We start from the raw sequence: 19,598 nt of genomic DNA on the forward strand, positions 1-19,598 counted from the left end.
AAATTCTTAAAAACTTATAAATTTCACTAAGATGGAACTATTTTTTCCGCAATTTCCTGACAGAACTCGACTAATCCACTCGGAGATATTGTCATTTTATTGGTAAAAATCAGTTTGAAATCTGGTGTGAAACGATATTTTCTAGGCATGCCTAGGAAGTTATTTAAAATATTATTTCGAAGCTGTTCATTTGCCTCAACTACATTTTGATCAAATTGAAAAACGATCGTGTTATCAATTAGCTGCGCTGATTTTACACCACAAGGCATTAGGTGAGAGCGAGCTTCAAGAATAGCTATCAACTGATTAAACTCCTCTGGGCCAGGCCCGTAGATATCAAAGATAGTTTCTTTTAAAGCAGTTATTTCATCAATCGATCTGGAGTTAGAAAGTTGCTTATAATATTTTAGGCGCTCACTTGATTCACTAATAAAGTGGGCAGGAATAAAGGCCGCAAATGGCGTGTTAATTTCAATATCTTTTGTGATGACTTTCTTTTCACCACGAAGTTCTTGAATCGCTTCTGTTAGAAGCTCCATATAAAGTTCAAGACCAATGGCCTCAATATGTCCTGATTGGTGTGCACCGAGAATATCTCCAGCACCACGAATCTCGAGGTCACAATTTGCAATTTGGAAACCACTTCCCATGTCTGCATATGTCTGTAGGGCCTTAAGCCTCTTGGCCGCTATTTCGGTGATATTGCGATTATTTGGAACGACAAAGTAGCAGTATGCTTTCTTGTCAGATCGCCCAATTCGTCCACGCAGCTGGTGAAGTTGTGCTAATCCATAGCGATCAGCGCGATCAACAATCATTGTATTGGCATTTGGAATATCAATTCCTGATTCAATAATAGTAGTCGAAATAAGAATCTGGTAAGCACCGTTGTAGAAAGCGGAAATGCGAGACTCAAGTTCTTTTTCTGCCATCTGTCCGTGAGCAAAAACAATCTTTGCTTCAGGAACGAGTTCTCTAATATAGGCCGTGTAATTTTCAATATCTTGTACGCGATTGTGGACAATAAAGACCTGGCCACCACGCTTTAGTTCACGATTAATTGCCGATTGGATTGTGTGATCATCTTCTTTAATCACATATGTCTTAATGGACTGTCTTCTAGGAGGAGCCGTCTTAATAAGAGCAAGATCTTTAAGTCCTAAGAAAGATAGTTGTAGTGTCCTAGGAATTGGCGTTGCCGTTAATGTTAAGAAGTCAACTGATGACTTTAGAAGTTTAAGTTGGTTTTTATGGCCAACACCAAAGCGTTGTTCTTCATCAACAATGACAAGTCCTAGGTCTTTATAACGAATGGTTTTACCTAGAAGTTTATGAGTACCAACGATAATATCAATTTCGCCTTTTTCTAATTTTTCTTTCGTTTCTTTTTCATCCTTTCCTGTTTTAAAACGAGAAAGGTAATCGATACGAACTGGGAACTTTTCAAAGCGTTTAACAAATGAATTATAATGTTGAAGCGCAAGAACTGTTGTCGGAACTAAGACCGCAACCTGTTTACCATCAAGAACAGCTTTAAAAGCTGCACGCATGGCGACTTCTGTTTTTCCAAAACCAACATCTCCACAAACTAGAAAGTCCATCGCTGTACTTGCTTGCATCTTATCAATAACAGAATCAATAGCGTTCTTTTGGTCTGGTGTTTCATTAAAAGGAAATGAAAGCTCAAACTCTTTAAAGTCATGATCTGGTGGAGAAAATTGAAAGGCCTTGGCCGATGCTCTTTCGGCCTGAAGCTTTAAGAGGTCAAAAGCTAGCTTCTTAATAGATTCACGAGCTCTAGAAGTTAGCGCCGAGAATTTATTTGTTCTTAAGCTGTCGACATTAACATTTAGTTCTCCGCCGGCATGCTTTTGAATAAGATTCATCTTATAAATTGGTACGAATACTTTATCATTACCTTTATAAAGAAGAACGAGGTAGTCAGTTTTAGAGCCACCAATATCCATTGCCTCTAAGCCTAAGTACTTTCCGATACCGTGTTTAGAGTGAATTACGAAGTCACCTTCTTTAAGAGAGGCCAGCTGTTCTGCAAAGAGATCATAGTCGTGAATCTTTGAAACCTTGGCCTTGTCTCTTCTAATTGAAAATAAATCACTATCTGAAATTGTAAGTAATTTATCACTAGGGTAGAAGAATCCTTCACTTAATTTGAAAGGAACAAATTCGATACGTTTCTTGATTTCACCATCTACTTCAAATGTTTCAATTAAGTGTTCAATTTCTTTTCGAGAATTTTCATTTTGAATTGTGAAAATAATTTTCCCGGAGTATTTGAATTCACTTTTAATATGCTTAAAGAGTCCTGTTAAAAACTCTTTTTTAACTAAGTAGTTAATGTCGTGATAAGAGATATAAGACTTGAAAGGCCTAAACCCAAGATCAACGATATTACTGTCATTATCAAGGTTAACAGTAATATTTAAATGATTGAGATTTAAACAAGCGATATCTTTTAAACGATCAATTGTTGATAAGTCGTAAAAATATTTTGGTTCTGGAAGTAACTCTTCACAGTCTTCAAAATCTCTAGCGAGGTCATCACAGTAATTTGAAAAATAGTCTTCAACATTGTCACGATCAAAGATTGAAATAATCCAATTTTCGTTAATGTAGTCGAGAAGTGTTGCTGTTTCATTTTCATTAAAAAATAAAGGCGTATAGATTGGATGATTTTCAAATAGCATTCCACTGGAAAGCTTGCTAAAAATATCATTACGTTTTTCTAATAAGTCTCTTTGATTGGCCCTTGGACGAGGAATATTATTTCGTAAGTTATTTGAGTATTGTGACTCACAAAAAATAGTTGGCCCAGGTGCAATGATAATTGATTCAAGTTTCTTATCTTTAATAGTCTTTAAAGTTTCTTTATCAATTTCATAAATTTCTTCAATCATTTCATCAAAATAATGAATACGAATTGGATGATGACCAACAGGGTAGATGTCAAAAATCTCACCTTTCTTAGAAAATGTTCCTTGTTCTTCCACTGTAAATGAAGAGCTGTATCCAAGCTGAACTAATTTTCCAGCTAACTCATCTGGAGAAATAATATCTGATTCATTAATTTCAATTTTAGTTTCATTGAAAAAGTTGGCCGGTGGAACTTTTAATCCAAGAGATTCTATTGAAGTGATAACTATTAATTCTTTATTTTCAGCACGAATAATTTTTTCTAATGCTGAGTGTCGGGCAAGTTGTGCACTTTCTGAGGCAAACATTCCCGAATAAGGTGACGCATCTAGTCCTGGGTAGAAAACAAGTTTTGTTTTAGAAAAGCTCGTTTTTACAAGCTCGTAGAACTGTTCTGCGTCATCATAATTTTCAAAAATAAATAAATTCGATGGATTAATTTTACCATTTTTTTCTTGTAATAAGAACTTAGCAAATGCCCAGTGCTCCCTATTAATACCGTCGATGGTAAGGTCGTGTTGCCTAGTGTCTAACCATGTTTCTAGTTTTGTGCGTAGTGGTGAAAATAAATCCATGTCGTTTTTTAACATAAAATATAGTGAGAACAAAGAATTTATGCATTGGCCCATGCGTTACTAAATAGAAGATATTACTCAAAAAAAGAGGGGCCAATTTATTTCCAAAGTGCTAGTAATCGTGTAATATTTGGGAACTTACTTTACTTATACATGGAGATAAATCGATGTCGCAAAACTTTGACGTCTATATGCCGGTGTTAATTTTAGCCGCTGTAGCAGTAGTCGCTTTCTTTGGAACATTACTTGTCGGTCGTCTTGTAAGGCCAAATAATCCAACAGAATTGAAACTTACGCCATATGAATGTGGTGAGGAACCAACTGGTACTGCGTGGTCTAACTTTAACGTACGTTTCTATGTTATCGCTCTAATATTCTTAATCTTTGATGTTGAAGGAGCTTTAATGTTTCCTGTTGCAGCAGTTTATAAAAACTTTGTCGACATCGGACAGGGTGGTGCAGTTCTTGGATCACTTCTTCTATTCATTGTTATTTTAAGTTTAGGTTTAGTTTATTGCTGGAAGAAAGGTGACCTTGATTGGGTAAAATCTTTCCAAGCAAATATTAATGGAAAGGATAAATAATGAATTCAACGATTGTATCGTATTTATCACAAGCACCAGGCTACTCAATGGCCGTGGATGCACTGTCAAAACTTTTAGGAACTGATGCAACTGGAATCGTAACGTTTTTACTTTTCTTAGTTTTCTCATTAATCATCGTTGGTGCTCTTGCAACAGTGGGTGGTCTTGGTACTTATGCTGAAAGAAAGATTTCTGCTGACCTTCAAATGAGACAGGGTCCTAACCGTGTTGGTCCTTTTGGTATTCTTCAGTTTTTAGCTGATGGTGTGAAGATGATTCTTAAAGAGGACGTTGTTCCACGTGATGCGGACAAGTTCTTATTTAACATTGCACCTCTACTAGCGTTAGTAGGTGTTTTCATGTCACTTGCTGTTGTACCATTCTCAAGTGGATTTACTCTAACTCACCTTAATGTTGGTGTTTTCTACTTACTAGGTGTTTCATCATTAGTAGGTGTTGGTATTTTCCTTGGTGGTTATGCATCGAACTCTAAGTGGTCAATGCTTGGTGGTATGAGGGGTGCTTCACAAATCATCTCTTACGAAGTTCCAGTAACTCTTTCAATTCTAGCAATTGTCATCATGACTGGTTCACTATCATTTAAAACAATTACAGAAGCTCAGGGTGGATTACCACACCAATGGTTTGTTCTTCATAACCCATTTACTTTTATTGGGTTCTTCGTACTTTTTATTGGTGCACTTGCTGAAACAAACAGAGCTCCTTTTGATCTTCCTGAAGCGGAATCAGAACTAGTTTCTGGTTACCACACTGAATTTACAGGTATGAAGTTTGCATTCTTTGCACTTGCAGAATACATCGAAGTTTTCGTTGTTTGTGGTGTTTGTGCTGCTTTATTCCTAGGTGGTTATCAAGTTCCTTTTGGCCTTGGTTCAGGTGAATTCGTAAATAAATTAATTCCTTCAGCTCACCCAATGATCGGTAAGCAAATTGGAAACTTTTTACAACTTGGATCTTTCGTAACTAAGACACTTGCTCTTTATTACGTTGTAATTTGGATCAGATGGACACTACCAAGAATGAGAGTTGACTCTCTAATGGTACTTTGTTGGAAATATCTAACTCCAATTGCACTATTTAATATGATTGGTTGTGCTGTATGGCTTTACCTATTTAATGGTAAGTCTATGTGGGCAATTCTTGGAAAAGTAATCGCATCTGCATCTGCTGGTGCGGGCGGACACTAATATTTAAGGATATTTGAAATGTTTATTAACACAATGTTTTTAATTTCAGCAGCGGCTACAGTTATAGGAGCATTCCTTGTCGCCGTTTCAAAAAATTTAATGCATGCATGTATCTACCTTCTACTTACTCTTTTTGGAGTAGCTGGTCTTTATGCAACTCTAGGCGCTGACTTCTTAGCTGCTACTCAGTTAGTTGTATATGCTGGTGGTGTTGTTATTCTCATGCTATTTGCCATCATGTTAACTGGTGGGATTGAACAAGCTTACAATAAGCTAGGGATCAAGAAAGTAGCAGCAATGGGGACGACTAAAACGTACACTATTGCAGCAATCATGATGCTTGTAATCAGTTTTGTATTAATGAAAATCCTAGCACCTGTTTTAAAGATTCAAAAACATGTGCAACTGGAAGATATGCAATCAACAGTTGAAGAGATCGGAACTAAGCTAATTACGGATCACGTACTAGCTTTCGAAATTTCTTCAATCCTGCTTCTTGGAGCTCTTGTTGGTGCAGCAGTAATTTCTAGACCAAGGAGATTAAAAAAATGATGACTTTATCTTCTTACTTACTAATTTCTTTCTTCTTATTCCTTGCAGGTATTGCAGTAATGGTAGCGAGAAAGAATATTATCGCGATCCTTCTTGGTGTTGAGTTAATTTTAAATGCGGCTGCTCTTAACTTTGCAGCTTACACAAGATACGCAAACCAGAATATTGACGGAAATATTATGTCACTATTCATTATTATTGTTGCTGCTGCTGAAGCGGCCGTTGGTTTAGCAATCGTGATTCGTTTCTTCCAAGTTAAAGATTCGATTCATATTGATGATGCAACTGAACTAAAAAGTTAATTAGAGATATAAGGGAAAAAAATGGATTATACGATTTCAAGTATTGCTCCAATTGTTCTACTACCGTTCTTTGCTTTCGTGATTAATGCATTTATTGCATCACGCTTTACGAGAACTGCTGTAGCGATCAGTTGTGCAGCAATCGCAGGTTCGACAATTTATGCGTGGAGAATTTTTAGCGACTTCGTTTTCGGAACGTACTCTGCTGATTATCATATCCACAAAGTATTCACTTGGTTTGACCTAACTGGTGGTGGGCAAGAGTTCGTAGTAAACATGGGTATCTATATTGATAACATGACTGCTGTTCTTCTTATGATGGTTACGGCCGTTGCTACACTTATCCACGTTTTCTCAACTTGGTATATGAAAGATGACATGAACTACGGTAGAAACGGTCGTTTCTTCACTTATATGTCACTCTTCACTTCTGCAATGCTTGGTCTTGCACTTTCAGATAACTTATTTTCAGTATTTATCTTTTGGGAGCTTATGGGATTCTGTTCATACTCTCTAATCGGTCACTACTACGAGAAAGAGGTTGCTGGAGCTGCTAACGTTAAGGCCTTCATGACAACAAGAGTAGGGGATGTTTTCTTTCTACTAGGTATTGTTGCTCTTTGGACTGTTGTTGGTTCAGTAAGTTTTGTAGACCTATATAAAGCAATCGATGCTGGTGGATTAGCTGGTCAGGCGGTACTTGGTATCCCTTTAGCAACATTTGCTGGTTTCTGTATCTTTATGGGAACAATTGGTAAGTCAGCGCAATTCCCTTTAAACGTTTGGCTACCAGATGCGATGAACGGTCCAACTCCATGTTCAGCGCTAATCCACGCTGCGACAATGGTTGCTGCTGGTGTTTATCTATCACTAAGAATTTACCCGCTACTTGATGCTGGTGGACTTTTAACTTTTGTTGCTTATATCGGTGGTATTACTGCTTTCGGTGCTGCAACAATTGCTCTTGTTCAAACAGACTTCAAAGCGGTACTAGCTTTCTCAACAATCTCTCAACTAGGATACATGGTTCTAGGTATTGGTGTTGGGTCATATAATGCTGCATTCATGCACCTGATTACACACGCTGTTTTCAAGGCATGTCTATTCCTAGCTGCTGGTTCTGTTATTCACTCTCTTCACGATCACCACACGCATGCTCACGTACAAGAGATGCCAAGAATGGGTGGTCTAAGACATAAAATGAAATTTACTTGGTTTGCAATGTGGTGTTGTACTCTTGCAATCGCAGGTATTCCATTTTTCTCTGGTTTCGTATCGAAAGATAGAATCCTAGGGGATGCTTTAATTGAAGCACTTCACTCACCAGTAATGGTTGCTCCGGCAGTTCTTGGTTTCATGGGTGCTCTACTAACAGCTTTCTATATGTGTCGTATGATGTTCCTAGCTTTCCACGGTAAGCCAAGAGACAAAGAAGTATACGATCACTGTCATGAAGAAAAGCTTACTTGGAACAGAAACGTACCTCTACTTATCCTAGCTGTATTTACTCTAGGTGTTTGGTTCTCTGGTTCATTAACAGGACAAGGTTTTGTTAAAGTTGCAGATAAAGCAAACGGTAAGTATGAGTGGTTCCAAACTTTAATTCAAAAGCCTAAGAAAGGTCAGTTCGAAAACTATAAGCGTGAGCAACTTGGATCAATTGATGTACGTGAAAAAGGTACATTTACAACTTCTAAGTATGATTCAACTTACGGACTATCTGAAGAAGAAGCACACCACATCCACCAGGTTCACTATATTGGTGCTGGTATGTCGATTGTGATTGCTTTCTCTGGTGTATTCATCGCGATGATGATGTACCTATGGGGTAAATGGAATCCAGGTTTCTGGGTTAACTCTTTTAACCGTTATTACAGAACACTACAAAACAAATATTTTATGGATGATCTTTATATTGGTGGCTTCATCAAGAAGGGACTTCTTCCGTTTAACAACCTATTAGCTAAGTTTGACATGGGGGTCTATGACAGATACGCAGTTGACGGTTGGGCAACGGTTACACGTTTTGTAATGAGAGTTTCAGCGTGGTTCGATAACTTATTTGTCGACACAATGATGGTAGATGGTACTGGGGCAAGTGTACGTTTATTCAACGTTATCTTAAGAACGATCCAAAACGGAAAGATCCAGTTCTACATCGCAATGATTATTTTAGTACTATTTGGTTATATTTTAGCTTTATAAGAGAATTAAGGAGTTACAGTGAACGCACATTCTAATCTATTAAGTTGGATTCTGTGGATGCCTATGATCGGTGTTCTTGGGGTACTTTTATTACCTAAGACGAAAGAGACGGCAATTAGAGTATGGTCTTTGATTAATACTGTGATCACACTTGTTTTATCAGGTTGTCTATACATGAAATTCGACAATACTGTGCCAGGTATGCAAGAGATGTTTACAATTAAACATTCTTGGATTTCGCAGTTTAACATTTTTTATCACCTAGGAATTGATGGTATTTCATTACCAATGGTTCTTTTAACTTCGCTTCTTTTTGCGATCTGTATCCTTTCTTCATGGACAGTTAAAAAGCAAGTTAAAGGTTACTTTGCATTACTACTAATGCTTCAATCAACTGTTTACGGTGTATTCTTATCAATGGATTTCTTCCTATTTTATGTTTACTGGGAAGTAATGCTAATCCCAATGTTCTTCCTAATCGGAATTTGGGGTGGTGAGAATAGAGAGTACGCAGCTGTTAAATTCTTCTTATATACATTCTTTGGTTCAATCCTAATGCTTGTTGGTATGGTTGCTCTATACTTCGTAACAGGACAAGGTGTTGATTCATTCAATATTCTAGCGCTTTCAGGCGGTAAATTTGTAAACGAAACTGTAAATATCTTTGGTATGGCACTTCCATTTGCAAAAGTATTCTTTGTAGCACTTTTCATTGGTTTCGCGATCAAAGTTCCAGTTTTCCCATTCCACACGTGGCTACCACACGCACACGTTCAGGCACCAACAGCGATCTCAGTTATCCTTGCCGGTGTACTACTTAAGATGGGTACTTATGGTTTCCTAAGAATTGCATTCCCAATCTTCCCATCAGCTTCTGTTTACTTTGCAGACGCAATTGCATGGCTAGGTTTAATTAACGTTATTTACGGTGCATTCTGTGCCATGGCACAAACAGATGTTAAGAAACTTGTTGCATACTCTTCAGTTTCTCACATGGGATTCGTAATGCTAGGTCTTGCTGCTATGACAGTTCAAGGTATGAACGGTGCTGTTCTTCAGATGTTCAACCACGGTACTTCAACAGCTATGATGTTCCTTCTTATCGGTATTCTTTATGAAAGATCACACCACAGATGGATCGTTAGACCAGATGGAACAAAAGGTTTTGGTGGTCTTTATACACAACTTCCAAAGTTCTCAATTGTTTTCATCATCGCGATGTTCGCATCAATGGGTCTTCCAGGACTTTCAGGTTTCATCTCTGAAGCTCTAATTTTCCTAGGGATCTACAATAGATTTACAACAATCACTGTTCTTGCAGTTGTTGGTCTTCTTCTTGGTGCTGCTTACCTACTATGGATGTTCAAGAGAATGTTCTTTGGTGAGGTTATTGAAGAAAACAAATCTTATACAGATATGAATGCTAGAGAAATCTTCTACATGGTTCCACTATGTATTGCAGTAATCCTATTTGGTATTTGGCCATCTCCATTACTAGATATGATGAAGGCTTCTGTAGGTAAACTAGTTTCATTATTAGCGACTTTTTAATAGTCAATAGGTGAAGTGATGGCTTTAAATTATTTAGCGAGTATCTCACATTATATTCCGGAGCTTTTAGTATGCTTCACGATGGGGGCCTTAATCCTCATCGAAGCTACTTACGGAAATGATGAAAAAGGTAGCTCAAAAAACATGTTTTACTGGGGTTCAATGCTTGGACTACTATGTGCGCTTATCTATCAAGTTAAAGGTCTTGGTATTGAGCCGACACATATCTTTACTAAGTCTTTAGTTATTGATCACTTCTCAGGTTTTGCAAAGATCGTAATGATCCTAAGTACAGCTGGTGTTATTTACCTTTCTAAGATCTCTAAGGATCTTTACGAAGGAACAAAAGCTGAATACACAATTTTAGCAATGGGTGTTTTAGTTGGTGGGATGCTTCTAGCTTCTGCAAACAATATGCTTCTATTCTATTTAGGGATCGAAACACTTTCACTACTATCATATGCAATGGCCGCGCTTAAGAAGAACGATGAACGTTCAACTGAAGCTGGTCTTAAGTATGTTCTATACGGTGGTGTAACTGCTGGTATGATGTTATTTGGTATGAGTCACATCTTTGGTGTTCTAGGGACAATTAACTTCTCTGAACTTATGCCAATGCTATCAACTCTATCAACTGAGCAAACAGCAATTCTTATTCCTTCATTCCTACTTTTCTTTGTAGGTATTGGTTATAAGATTTCTTGTGTGCCTTTCCACATGTGGTCTCCAGATGTTTACGAAGGTTCACCTCTGCCAGTTACAGCATTCTTCTCATTAGTTCCTAAGTTTGCAGGGATCGTAGCATTTGCTCGTCTAACTCAGGTATTCTTTGGTGGAGATGTTGGTGTTCTTAAGGACTCTTGGCTAGTTCTTCTAAGTATCGTAGCTGCTCTTACAATGACAGTTGGTAACGTTTCAGCTATCGGTCAGCGCTCAATTAAGAGAATGCTTGCTTTCTCTTCAATTTCACACGCTGGTGTAATGATGCTTGGTGCGATTGTACTTGGTAAATCAGGATGGACAGCAATTCTTTTCTATTCTGTAACTTACTTATTTATGACTCTTGTAGCATTCTATGTTGCTTCATTCATTCAAGATCACTACGGTAATGATCATATCGATCGTTTCTCAGGTCTTATTAAGAAGCATCCAGTTATGGCAATTGCTATGGCGATTACAATGTTCTCTTTAGCTGGTCTTCCTCCATTATCGGGATTCGTAGCTAAGTTCAACATTCTTGCTGCAATTATTGATAAGAAATTCTATGTACTAGCGGTTATTACTGCTCTTAACTCTGTAATCTCTCTTTATTACTACATGAAAGTTGTTCGTGTAATGATTCTTAAAGATGCAGAGTCTGATGAGCAAATCGGTGGTTTCGGATTTATCAACCAACTAGTAATTGGTGCTTATACGCTTCCAGTTGTACTTCTTGGTATTTTCTGGCAAAAGCTTATCGCTCTTGCTAACGGAGCCTTGCTCCTAATTAAGTAGTATGGAATTAGTACTACTAACATCTTTAATTTTCTTTATTATTCTTGGGGTAGTCTTAGGCTACCCCTTATTTTTCAAACCTAAAATGGCCCAGGCTCCTTTCAAGAAACTTAATCGTGAGTCTCATCTGGCCAAATCAAACTTAACTTCATTTAAGACGACATTTAAGCTTCTTATTGTATTTCAGGTTATTGCCATGATTACTGTTGTCATTCTTGGTGCCCAAACGCTAGATTTTTACAAAGAAGCGTATTCAATATTGATTGGTCTTGCTACAATTTTAATACTACTTATTTTGTAATTATCTAAAATTAAAGAGGATAGTTCTTGGAACTAATTATTGCTTTGCCGCTTTGGCTAATCGTTATTCAATTAATGGGTTCTCTTCTTAACTCAAAAGAAATCTTACCAACTTTGAGCCTGAAGAAATATTTAGCAGCTTCTCACAGTGTTGAAAGTGTTGATGCTTTAAGTTTTAACTCTTTTATCGTGATCTTGTTTTTGGCCATCTTTGGACAGACATTATCTGCGTTTTTCTTACTCACAAATGAGATTAGATATATCTTACCATTCTATGCTCTAATGGTTGCGGTCACTGTATTCGTTGGTATTTTTAGATTTAGACTCTCTCTTATTCGTTCTGAGATTATTGAAAAGACTCAAATTGTTATATGCCAGCTTATTGTCCTGAGTACTCTTTTAATTATTTACTCATTGATTCAGTCTAATAGCTTCCTAATAAAATTATTTTTCGCTTTTCCGATCTTAGCTCTTTTTTATACGACTGAGATTGAAGTTATAAAGGCTGGTTCTATTTACTCTGATAAGAAATATATTAGTATACAGTGCTCATATGTAAGGCTTTTATACCAAAGTTTTATTGCTCTCTTCTTTATTAATTTAACTTTTACTAATACTGATTGGTCACTGCTGTTTAAAAGTAAGTTTGAATCGGTAGCTTTATACTATTTTGTCATAACGCTTTTTGTTTTAATTTATCAAACAATTTTAATTATCTTGAGTAACACTTACTTAAAGTTTCAACCACTCAAAGACTATTCGACTATACTTAGTAGCGCTCGCAGTAGGGCCGTCTTTAGTTTAGTCGTTATTATGATTTTATGTATTACAAAGGTATTCAATGTATTTTAATATCTTAATCATTATATTTTTCTTGTTGGCAGCATTTTCTAAGAAGAGATATACGATGATTCTATATCCAGTATCACTAACAATGCTTCTCTTAAATTTTCTAGGTGTATCATCAACTGTGCTACTGTACTTCTTATTTATTTTCTTATCTCTGCTTATTCTAATTCTAAGTGTTGTTGAATATTGTTTTCCAACTTCTGAAGTAAGGTTTAAGCGTTTTGAGTATCTGCCTTACTTCCTATTTACGACAATCGTACTGGGTGTATTCTCAGTTAATATCTATCACCTTAAGAGTAGCGGTGGATTAATTGGTTCAATTAACAACTTTAATGTTGATACACATGTTGATTGGACAATATTATTAAAATTTAGTGTACTGCTAGTATTTATAGCATTTTTATCAATTGTGAATTTAGATGGAGATAAGAATGCATAATATCGATCCATTTACACTATTATCAACTCTATTTGTTATTAATATTGGTGTTTATCTCTTCACTAAGAGATTTACAAAAAAACTTTTCTCTCTTTTTACAATCATAGCAATTTTTCTTCTGTTAATTGATCTAAGGGTACAAGAGTCTATTAGTTTAGGTGATGGAGTCATGATTTTCATTTATTCAGCTCCTATCTTTCTTATTATCAATGCTATCTTCAAAGAGTTTAAAGTAAGGCAGGGTTTAAAATGATTTATATTAATATCTCATTATTCATCCTAGCATTAATTGGCCTTCATTTTAGTAGTCGATTAAATAATTATGCTAAGGCCTTTATTAGCATTTTTCCTATACTTTTAAATTTTACTTATTACTTTGCTGGTGTTGAATTTGATTTCTTTAATACCATTATACCTTTTGTTTTTTCTTACTTAGTAATTGATCAGTCTAAGCGTAAGGTTTTTGAAGTTTTACCATTTGGTATCTTACTTCTACCAATTGATATTAATTTAAAGATTATAGGTTTTAGTACATGTAGCTTGTTTAATTTCTCAAGGGTGGACTTTAAGTTTCGATCTTTAGCAATCTTAAAAATAGCTATAATTTGTTTTCTTACACTTGTTGATAAGTCTGCTTCATTCAAGTACCTATTTTCTGCATATTTATTTTTAAGCTTTTTACATTCAAATGATGATGACTTTGCTATTACGGACGGCGTGATTATGTCATTTTTGTTATTATCAAATATCCAGCATATTTCACCGACTCTTAATATATTCCTTATCTCTTTATCGATTCTACTTTTCTTAGCTGTCATTAGTAAGGCCAGTATCTTTAAGGCAGTATTCTTACTAACTTCAATTATTGCAGTCTTATTGAATTTAGAGTCGCTATTGATGTCGATTCTAGTTTTCTTTTATGTAGGGAAGTCCTTGATCGCTACAAAGAATATTTTAGCGCAAGAGATACAAGTACTAAAAAAGTACTTTTCATATGAATTATTTGATCAGGTTTGGTTATTGGGCCTATTTACTTTGGCCTTTACAATTGAAAATACGGGGATTCTCGTCTTAACCTTCTTTGTTGCGACGATAGTATTTCTACTAAATACTGAATCTACACTAAAGAATCGCCAAGAGCTTCAGTGGTTCGAATTTCTCTATTGTTTAATCACAATTAGCTTAATTTCTTTTGGGCTAATTTATTTCCAAGGCTTTATTGGTGATATCAACAGAGGCCCTATTTACTATGCAGTAGGTTCTTATTTTACTTTAAATCTTTTAGTTTTTGGGCTTGCTATCAAGTTAACCGAACTTACAACAATGATTGGGACTAAAGTTAACTTAGGAAATATGAAACGATTTGCATTTCTTGATGAAATTTTTGCATCTAAAGATACAGCAAGTTCTCAGATAAGTATGAGTCGATCACATATTGGCGTATTTGCTCTATCTTATCGAAGTGTACGAGCATTAAGTATGATTCTTATGGCATCGTATTTTCTCGTACTAATTATCCAGGTGGTAATGAAATGAGTTATAATAAAGAGCATCTTATTCTTATAGCTTCTATACTTATTTCGGCTATTTTATGCTTTGTATTTAGTGGCACTATGTATGCAACAGGATTCTCAGGATTAACTTTGGGAATAGAATTTGGCTTCTTACCAGCAGTTGGTGCCTTATTTACCTTATATCTTTTAAGAAAGTCTGATTCACTAAGCTTGTCATTAATGGCACCTCTTGCTTTTGCTATCTTTGGTGCTACAAACTTAGCAACTTTTGTCCTTGCAGCGATGTCACTACTTTCGATTGCAAAATTACATAATTTTAAATTTCTAGCTTATTTATTTGTGAATTTAATAGGACTATTAATCTTCAAAGATCAATTCTACTATCTTTTCTATTCACTAGTCGTTTCATCTTTATTATTCATTTTCTTTTCTAAAGAAGATAGTGTCTTACTATCTCTTATCATTTTGAAATATCTAACACTTATCAATTACGCAGAATATGTTTCAAGTTCCGCAATTATCATAGTTCCTTTTATTGTTCTTCTTTTAATAGGACTTCATTTTAGATCAAGAGTTACTAATTCGATTAATATTCTTGCTCTATCTCTATTGCTACTTACTCAAGTTCATACATTACCACTATTACTTACGTCCCTTAGTTTACTTGGATTATCTGAGTTCATTAAAGGTTCTAAGGAGCGTATGCAATTTATTATGACAGCTAATATTTCAATGCTGACGATAATCTTATCGATTTCATTTGTTTCAGGTCTAGCAAAGCTGATACCTTTGATGGTTCTACTTACAATATTTGTCGATTTCTGTAACAAGAGTATGGAGTTAAACCATGCAAGCTAGTTTTTATTCACTATTATTATTCTATCCTGTTACATATTTTTTAAACTCTATTTTAGAGAAATATTCTGGGATTAATGAAAAGCAACGCACATCGATTCTTTCAGTTATTTTCTTAGGTGTGTTTTATTTTCTATTTAAAGATTTTGTTTTCTCTTCAACAGAGAGAAGTTATTTTGCTGTAACAGCAGTTACTTTTTCATTTTTCTTTTTTAATAGTAAGGGTGACTTAAGATCTTTATTTAAAGGTTTTACACTTTTATGGTTTTCACTTTTTAATATTTGGAATTTTACTGGTGTTACGGATATTGTACTGCTTTTAGGGGCACTATGTTTTTTTGATACGGACAAAAAGAGTGAGCATAGCCTATTTTATATCCTCGCTTGGATTGTCATCGCAGTAGTTTATTTCTTTGTGAAAGAGTTCCAAGGTGTTGAGTTAGGGAATTTCTTTTATGAGATCTTAATTGTTGTTACGACAGCATTATTAATGCCTAAGGAAAAGAAGCGCCCATATCTATCAATCCTACAATATATTTTCTGCTTATCTGTCTTAGAAAGATTTATCAGTTTGAATATAGAGTTAAGTCCTTATTTCTACCTTCTATTCCTATGTGTGCAGGTGATATTCTCGTTTATAAAAGTGGATACTCGTTATCAGGCCATTCAACTTATGTCGATATGTTTGACTAGTGCAGTTATCTATCTTCCAACATTTGGTATTGATAGTTTTTATCAATTATTCTTAGTCATCTACTTATTAATATTTGCTATTAAGGTTGATTATTCTCCGCTTGTTTCAAAACTAATGGGGATTGTACATGTGGCCTACTTATTTTTAATAGGACATATTGTTTATTTACACATGGATTATCTAACGAATTTACAATTACTTTCGACGATATTCTTGATTATTTCACTAGCATACAGACAGAATATATTTGGTATTGTGAAAAATAATCCACGCACAGCCTAGATTTGATTTAAATTCAAATACTTAGGATAATGAAGACATGATAAAGTTTCGTGTCAAAACCAAATCGAATAAGGTTTTGGGCCCCTTTGTATTTTCAGAATTAATCGAGTTGGGTCATAAAGATGCAATCGATGACTCATGTCTATTTCAAAAGTTTCCAACTGGGGATTGGGCCCCTGTAAATGCAATTCCAGAACTAAGTGAGCTCTTTTCTAAAATAGAAGAACCAGCGCCTGTTAAAGAAAAAACAGAAAAAGAAGTAAAATATGCTCAAACAGATAGTGAGCAAAAGCATCACACGCTAATTGGTGAAGATAAGACGGCCTTTAATGAATTTAAGTTCTCTAAGGACAAAGATATCGATATTGACTATCAGGAGATCGAAGAGAAGTTTAAGGCCAAGAAAGAATTAGAAGATGAAGCAAAGGATGAGGTCGAAGAAGAAGGCCCTCCTCCAATTGATAAAACAGTTCTCGTTAATGTTTCTAGTTTGAAAAAGCAAAGTCCTAATCAAGAAGATGACGAGGATGTAGCTAAAACTGTCGTTGTAAATAATTTTAGAGAAGAGTTTGATCTTGATAGCGATGACGAAGATTCTGAAGGTGAAGAAGGTGAGGGGAAAGATAAAGAGCCAGAACCGGAACCTGAGGAAGTTGTGGATGCTGATGCTGCAACTCAGATGTTTAATCTTGCAGAATTAAAGAAAGAAGAGCTTCCAACAAAGACTGAAGATTATAGTGATATTGAACTTCAGATTATGCAGGAAGAGCGTAGACTTAAAAAGAAGCCGAAGAAAAAAGTTGTTCAAAAGAAAGTCGAAAAGAAAGAAGTTACTAGTAATAAGAAAAGAAACCTCGTTGTTGTATTATTTCTTGTGGTGACAATCATCTTCCTATTGCCAGAAGAGAAGAAAGATATTGAAACAGTCGTTGTTCCAAAGATCTCATTTCCTGTTGCAACTGAAGTTGCTCAACCTCAAAAAGCACAATTAGCCTATAAAGAAGGTATGGCCTTGTTTAAACAAGAAGGCTTTGTAAATCGTATTAGTGCGGCCAACAAATTTAATCTCTCGCTTCGCTATAAGTTTTCAGGAAACCCTGCAATTAGCAAATTAATCCACGCTTATAGTGATTTACTAATTGATACACAAAATAAATTTGAAGCAGGTCAGGTTCTGTCTAAGCTTATTAGAATTGAAGAGTCTAAGCTTCTCTCAGATATTGATGTCGTTATTGGTGCCGCTCAATTCTATGCCTATTTTCAAAAGTATGAAACGGCGATTTTTGCTATCGAGAGATATAATTATTTAAAATCGAATAAGCCTTCCATTAAGATGTTTTCAATTTACTTGAATTATCTTTTAAAAGCAGGTGAGCTCGATAAGGCCAAGATTGTTTATGACAAGCTATTTAAAGCAAAGCTAAGAACAGTTGAATCGATTGATGCAATGGTTAACTACTTACTCTTAAATGAGAATAGTACAGAGGCCCTTAAGCTTATAACTGAGAATAAGACAAAATTTCAAAGTGATTACCGATTCTTAATTATATATGGAGACCTCCTCTTAGAATTAGAAAAAATGGGCGAACTAAATAAGATTGCCTCGATCTTAATTGCAAAATACGGTGGTGGATCACCATACAACTTTGCCCAAGGTTTAAAATTTATGGGTTTTGTTAAAGCCTATAATAAGGACATTCAAGGTGCGACAAAGTTATTCCAACAATCACTTAAGATCTATGATGATGAATCTCTAAGAGATACTCTTGCAACTTTAGATGTAGCGGGAAGTGATCTCACTCAAAAAGTTATTTCAACAAGTAAGATTAAAGTTCTTATTAGGCAATCAAAAGACGAAGTTGCGCTTTTAAATTGGGATAGGGCCTTTGAATTGGCCTTAAGAGCTGTTTCGTTGGATGAGACGAGTATTGATGCAAAACTTTACTTAGCAGAGCTACAAGTCAAAAGAGGGTATTTTGATTTTGCGATAACAACACTAACTAAGCTTCGTGCACTTCACCCAGTTAATCCACGAATTAATTATGCTCTTATTAAAGCTAATATTATGTCTTACAAGAAAGATGAGGCCAAGCGTTTACTATCGGCTTTATCGACAAGTGAGAAGTTTAGAGAGACTTTTGAATTTCATATGCTCTTAGGGCTTTATTATAATTTAATTGCAAATGATAAGATGGCCTTCGATAAATTTAAGGCCGCTGCAAGAGTAAATCCTCTTAGTGATATTGCTCAATTTGAAATGGCCAAGATTGCTTTTAAAAATAAAAAGTTTAAACAAACAAAGATTTTTCTAAATGAGGCGATGGGGTTAAACCCTTCCAATATTGATTATAAAATCTTAAACAGTAAGGTCCTTTACGAAACAGATGGTGTGACAACTGCTATTGGTTACCTTCGACAAGAACTCCTAGAGCACAGAGATAACCCTAAGCTTTATGGGCAAATTGCAGTCTTCTACTATCGTGATCAGAACTACGAAGCCTATCGTGAGATGAAAGAGGTTCTGGATCGTCTGAATAAAAAAGACGGTGCACTATACTCTTACTTAGTTGAAGTTTCTGAGATTGAAAGAAATTATAAAGAGTTAATAGAGAACGCGATTAAACTTCTTGTATACGAGCCAGGAAATCTTCTCGTAAGAGAAAAGCTAATCATCACTTATATTCATATGAATAACTTCGGCCTTGCTAATCAGCATATAGACATCTTAGAAAAGAGATTACCTACTTACCCTAGGATTAATTACTATCGTTCTAAGATTCTTTTTAGCCAAAGAAAATTCAGAGATGCTGAAAAAGCGGCCCTCGTTGAAATTGAAAAGCATCCAAATTCAGAGTTTGGATACTATATGCTAGGGGAAATTTATTTAATAGGCAAAAAAGTCCAAGAGGCCAAAAAGAATTTATCTAAGGCAATACAGATTAATAAAAACTATTTTGATGCTATTTTCTCAATGGGAAAACTAACGTTTCAAACAAGAGAGTTTGTACCATCACTACAGTTCTTTCAGCGCGCTAACAGGCTTAATCCGAACGATCCAGACTTAAATAAGATGATGGGATTTCTGTATAAAGAGCTTGGTCAACCTAACCTTGCCATTGATAAATTTCAAAGATATTTGACGCTCAGCCCAGCCGCAAGAGACCGTCAAAATATTCTTGCATTAATAAATGCATTAAAGCGTTGACAAATGTGTGTAAGAATCTTAATAATATATCTCACGAATGCAAAATATTTGTATTTTG

16 protein-coding genes are annotated in these 19,598 nt (G+C 35.5%); 15 read left to right on the forward strand and 1 reads right to left on the reverse strand.

Annotated features, from left to right (window positions below):
- Positions 1-26: 26 nt before the first annotated feature.
- Positions 27-3,506, reverse strand: coding sequence for a transcription-repair coupling factor (gene mfd, locus ABMA72_RS09670; RefSeq protein ID WP_393056975.1), 3,480 nt, complete (start codon positions 3,504-3,506; stop codon positions 27-29).
- 167 nt (positions 3,507-3,673) lie between these two features.
- Here mfd and ABMA72_RS09675 point away from each other — a divergent pair, with 167 nt between their 5' ends.
- From ABMA72_RS09675 to ABMA72_RS09745, 15 genes are all read left to right on the forward strand, one after another.
- On the forward strand, positions 3,674-4,090 hold the full coding sequence (locus ABMA72_RS09675; RefSeq protein WP_393056977.1) for an NADH-quinone oxidoreductase subunit A: 417 nt from the start codon (positions 3,674-3,676) through the stop codon (positions 4,088-4,090).
- Entirely contained in the window at positions 4,090-5,298 is a 1,209-nt protein-coding gene (nuoH, locus tag ABMA72_RS09680; RefSeq protein WP_392993901.1) for an NADH-quinone oxidoreductase subunit NuoH, read from the forward strand. Before ABMA72_RS09675 ends, nuoH begins: the two co-directional genes overlap by 1 nt.
- Positions 5,299-5,316: 18 nt before the next feature.
- A complete protein-coding gene (locus tag ABMA72_RS09685) occupies positions 5,317-5,850 on the forward strand; it encodes an NADH-quinone oxidoreductase subunit J (RefSeq protein WP_393056979.1) in 534 nt (177 codons plus the stop codon).
- Positions 5,847-6,152, forward strand: a complete 306-nt coding sequence (gene nuoK / locus ABMA72_RS09690) for an NADH-quinone oxidoreductase subunit NuoK (protein WP_103218558.1) — start codon at positions 5,847-5,849, stop codon at positions 6,150-6,152. The genes ABMA72_RS09685 and nuoK overlap by 4 nt, the downstream gene beginning before the upstream one ends.
- A gap of 21 nt (positions 6,153-6,173) precedes the next feature.
- Positions 6,174-8,357, forward strand: coding sequence for an NADH-quinone oxidoreductase subunit L (locus tag ABMA72_RS09695; RefSeq protein WP_392861302.1), 2,184 nt, complete (start codon positions 6,174-6,176; stop codon positions 8,355-8,357).
- Between the two features lie 18 nt (positions 8,358-8,375).
- Positions 8,376-9,908, forward strand: coding sequence for a NuoM family protein (locus ABMA72_RS09700; protein WP_392861301.1), 1,533 nt, complete (start codon positions 8,376-8,378; stop codon positions 9,906-9,908).
- Between the two features lie 18 nt (positions 9,909-9,926).
- Complete coding sequence (locus tag ABMA72_RS09705; protein ID WP_021267433.1) at positions 9,927-11,402, forward strand: NADH-quinone oxidoreductase subunit N; 1,476 nt, start codon at positions 9,927-9,929, stop codon at positions 11,400-11,402.
- A gap of 1 nt (position 11,403) precedes the next feature.
- The gene (locus ABMA72_RS09710) at positions 11,404-11,703 is read left to right on the forward strand and encodes a hypothetical protein (protein WP_392861299.1); all 300 of its coding nucleotides are present in this window, start codon (positions 11,404-11,406) and stop codon (positions 11,701-11,703) included.
- 26 nt (positions 11,704-11,729) lie between these two features.
- Positions 11,730-12,554 carry a hypothetical protein gene (locus ABMA72_RS09715; RefSeq protein ID WP_393056981.1) on the forward strand — a complete coding sequence of 275 codons (825 nt, stop codon included), beginning with the start codon at positions 11,730-11,732 and terminating at the stop codon, positions 12,552-12,554.
- 25 nt (positions 12,555-12,579) lie between these two features.
- Positions 12,580-12,990, forward strand: a complete 411-nt coding sequence (locus ABMA72_RS09720) for a hypothetical protein (RefSeq protein ID WP_392990138.1) — start codon at positions 12,580-12,582, stop codon at positions 12,988-12,990.
- Positions 12,983-13,243 (forward strand): hypothetical protein, encoded by a 261-nt coding sequence (locus ABMA72_RS09725; RefSeq protein ID WP_392861294.1) that lies wholly within the window; start codon positions 12,983-12,985, stop codon positions 13,241-13,243. The genes ABMA72_RS09720 and ABMA72_RS09725 overlap by 8 nt, the downstream gene beginning before the upstream one ends.
- A complete protein-coding gene (locus ABMA72_RS09730; protein ID WP_393056983.1) occupies positions 13,240-14,526 on the forward strand; it encodes a hypothetical protein in 1,287 nt (428 codons plus the stop codon). The genes ABMA72_RS09725 and ABMA72_RS09730 overlap by 4 nt, the downstream gene beginning before the upstream one ends.
- Positions 14,527-14,633: 107 nt before the next feature.
- Positions 14,634-15,362 carry a hypothetical protein gene (locus ABMA72_RS09735; protein WP_392861291.1) on the forward strand — a complete coding sequence of 243 codons (729 nt, stop codon included), beginning with the start codon at positions 14,634-14,636 and terminating at the stop codon, positions 15,360-15,362.
- On the forward strand, positions 15,352-16,335 hold the full coding sequence (locus ABMA72_RS09740; protein ID WP_392861289.1) for a hypothetical protein: 984 nt from the start codon (positions 15,352-15,354) through the stop codon (positions 16,333-16,335). The genes ABMA72_RS09735 and ABMA72_RS09740 overlap by 11 nt, the downstream gene beginning before the upstream one ends.
- Positions 16,336-16,372: 37 nt before the next feature.
- Positions 16,373-19,540 (forward strand): hypothetical protein, encoded by a 3,168-nt coding sequence (locus ABMA72_RS09745; protein WP_393056985.1) that lies wholly within the window; start codon positions 16,373-16,375, stop codon positions 19,538-19,540.
- The last annotated feature ends 58 nt before the right edge of the window (positions 19,541-19,598 follow it).

This window comes from Halobacteriovorax sp. CON-3, from assembly GCF_043196995.1.
Taxonomy (GTDB): domain Bacteria; phylum Bdellovibrionota; class Bacteriovoracia; order Bacteriovoracales; family Bacteriovoracaceae; genus Halobacteriovorax_A.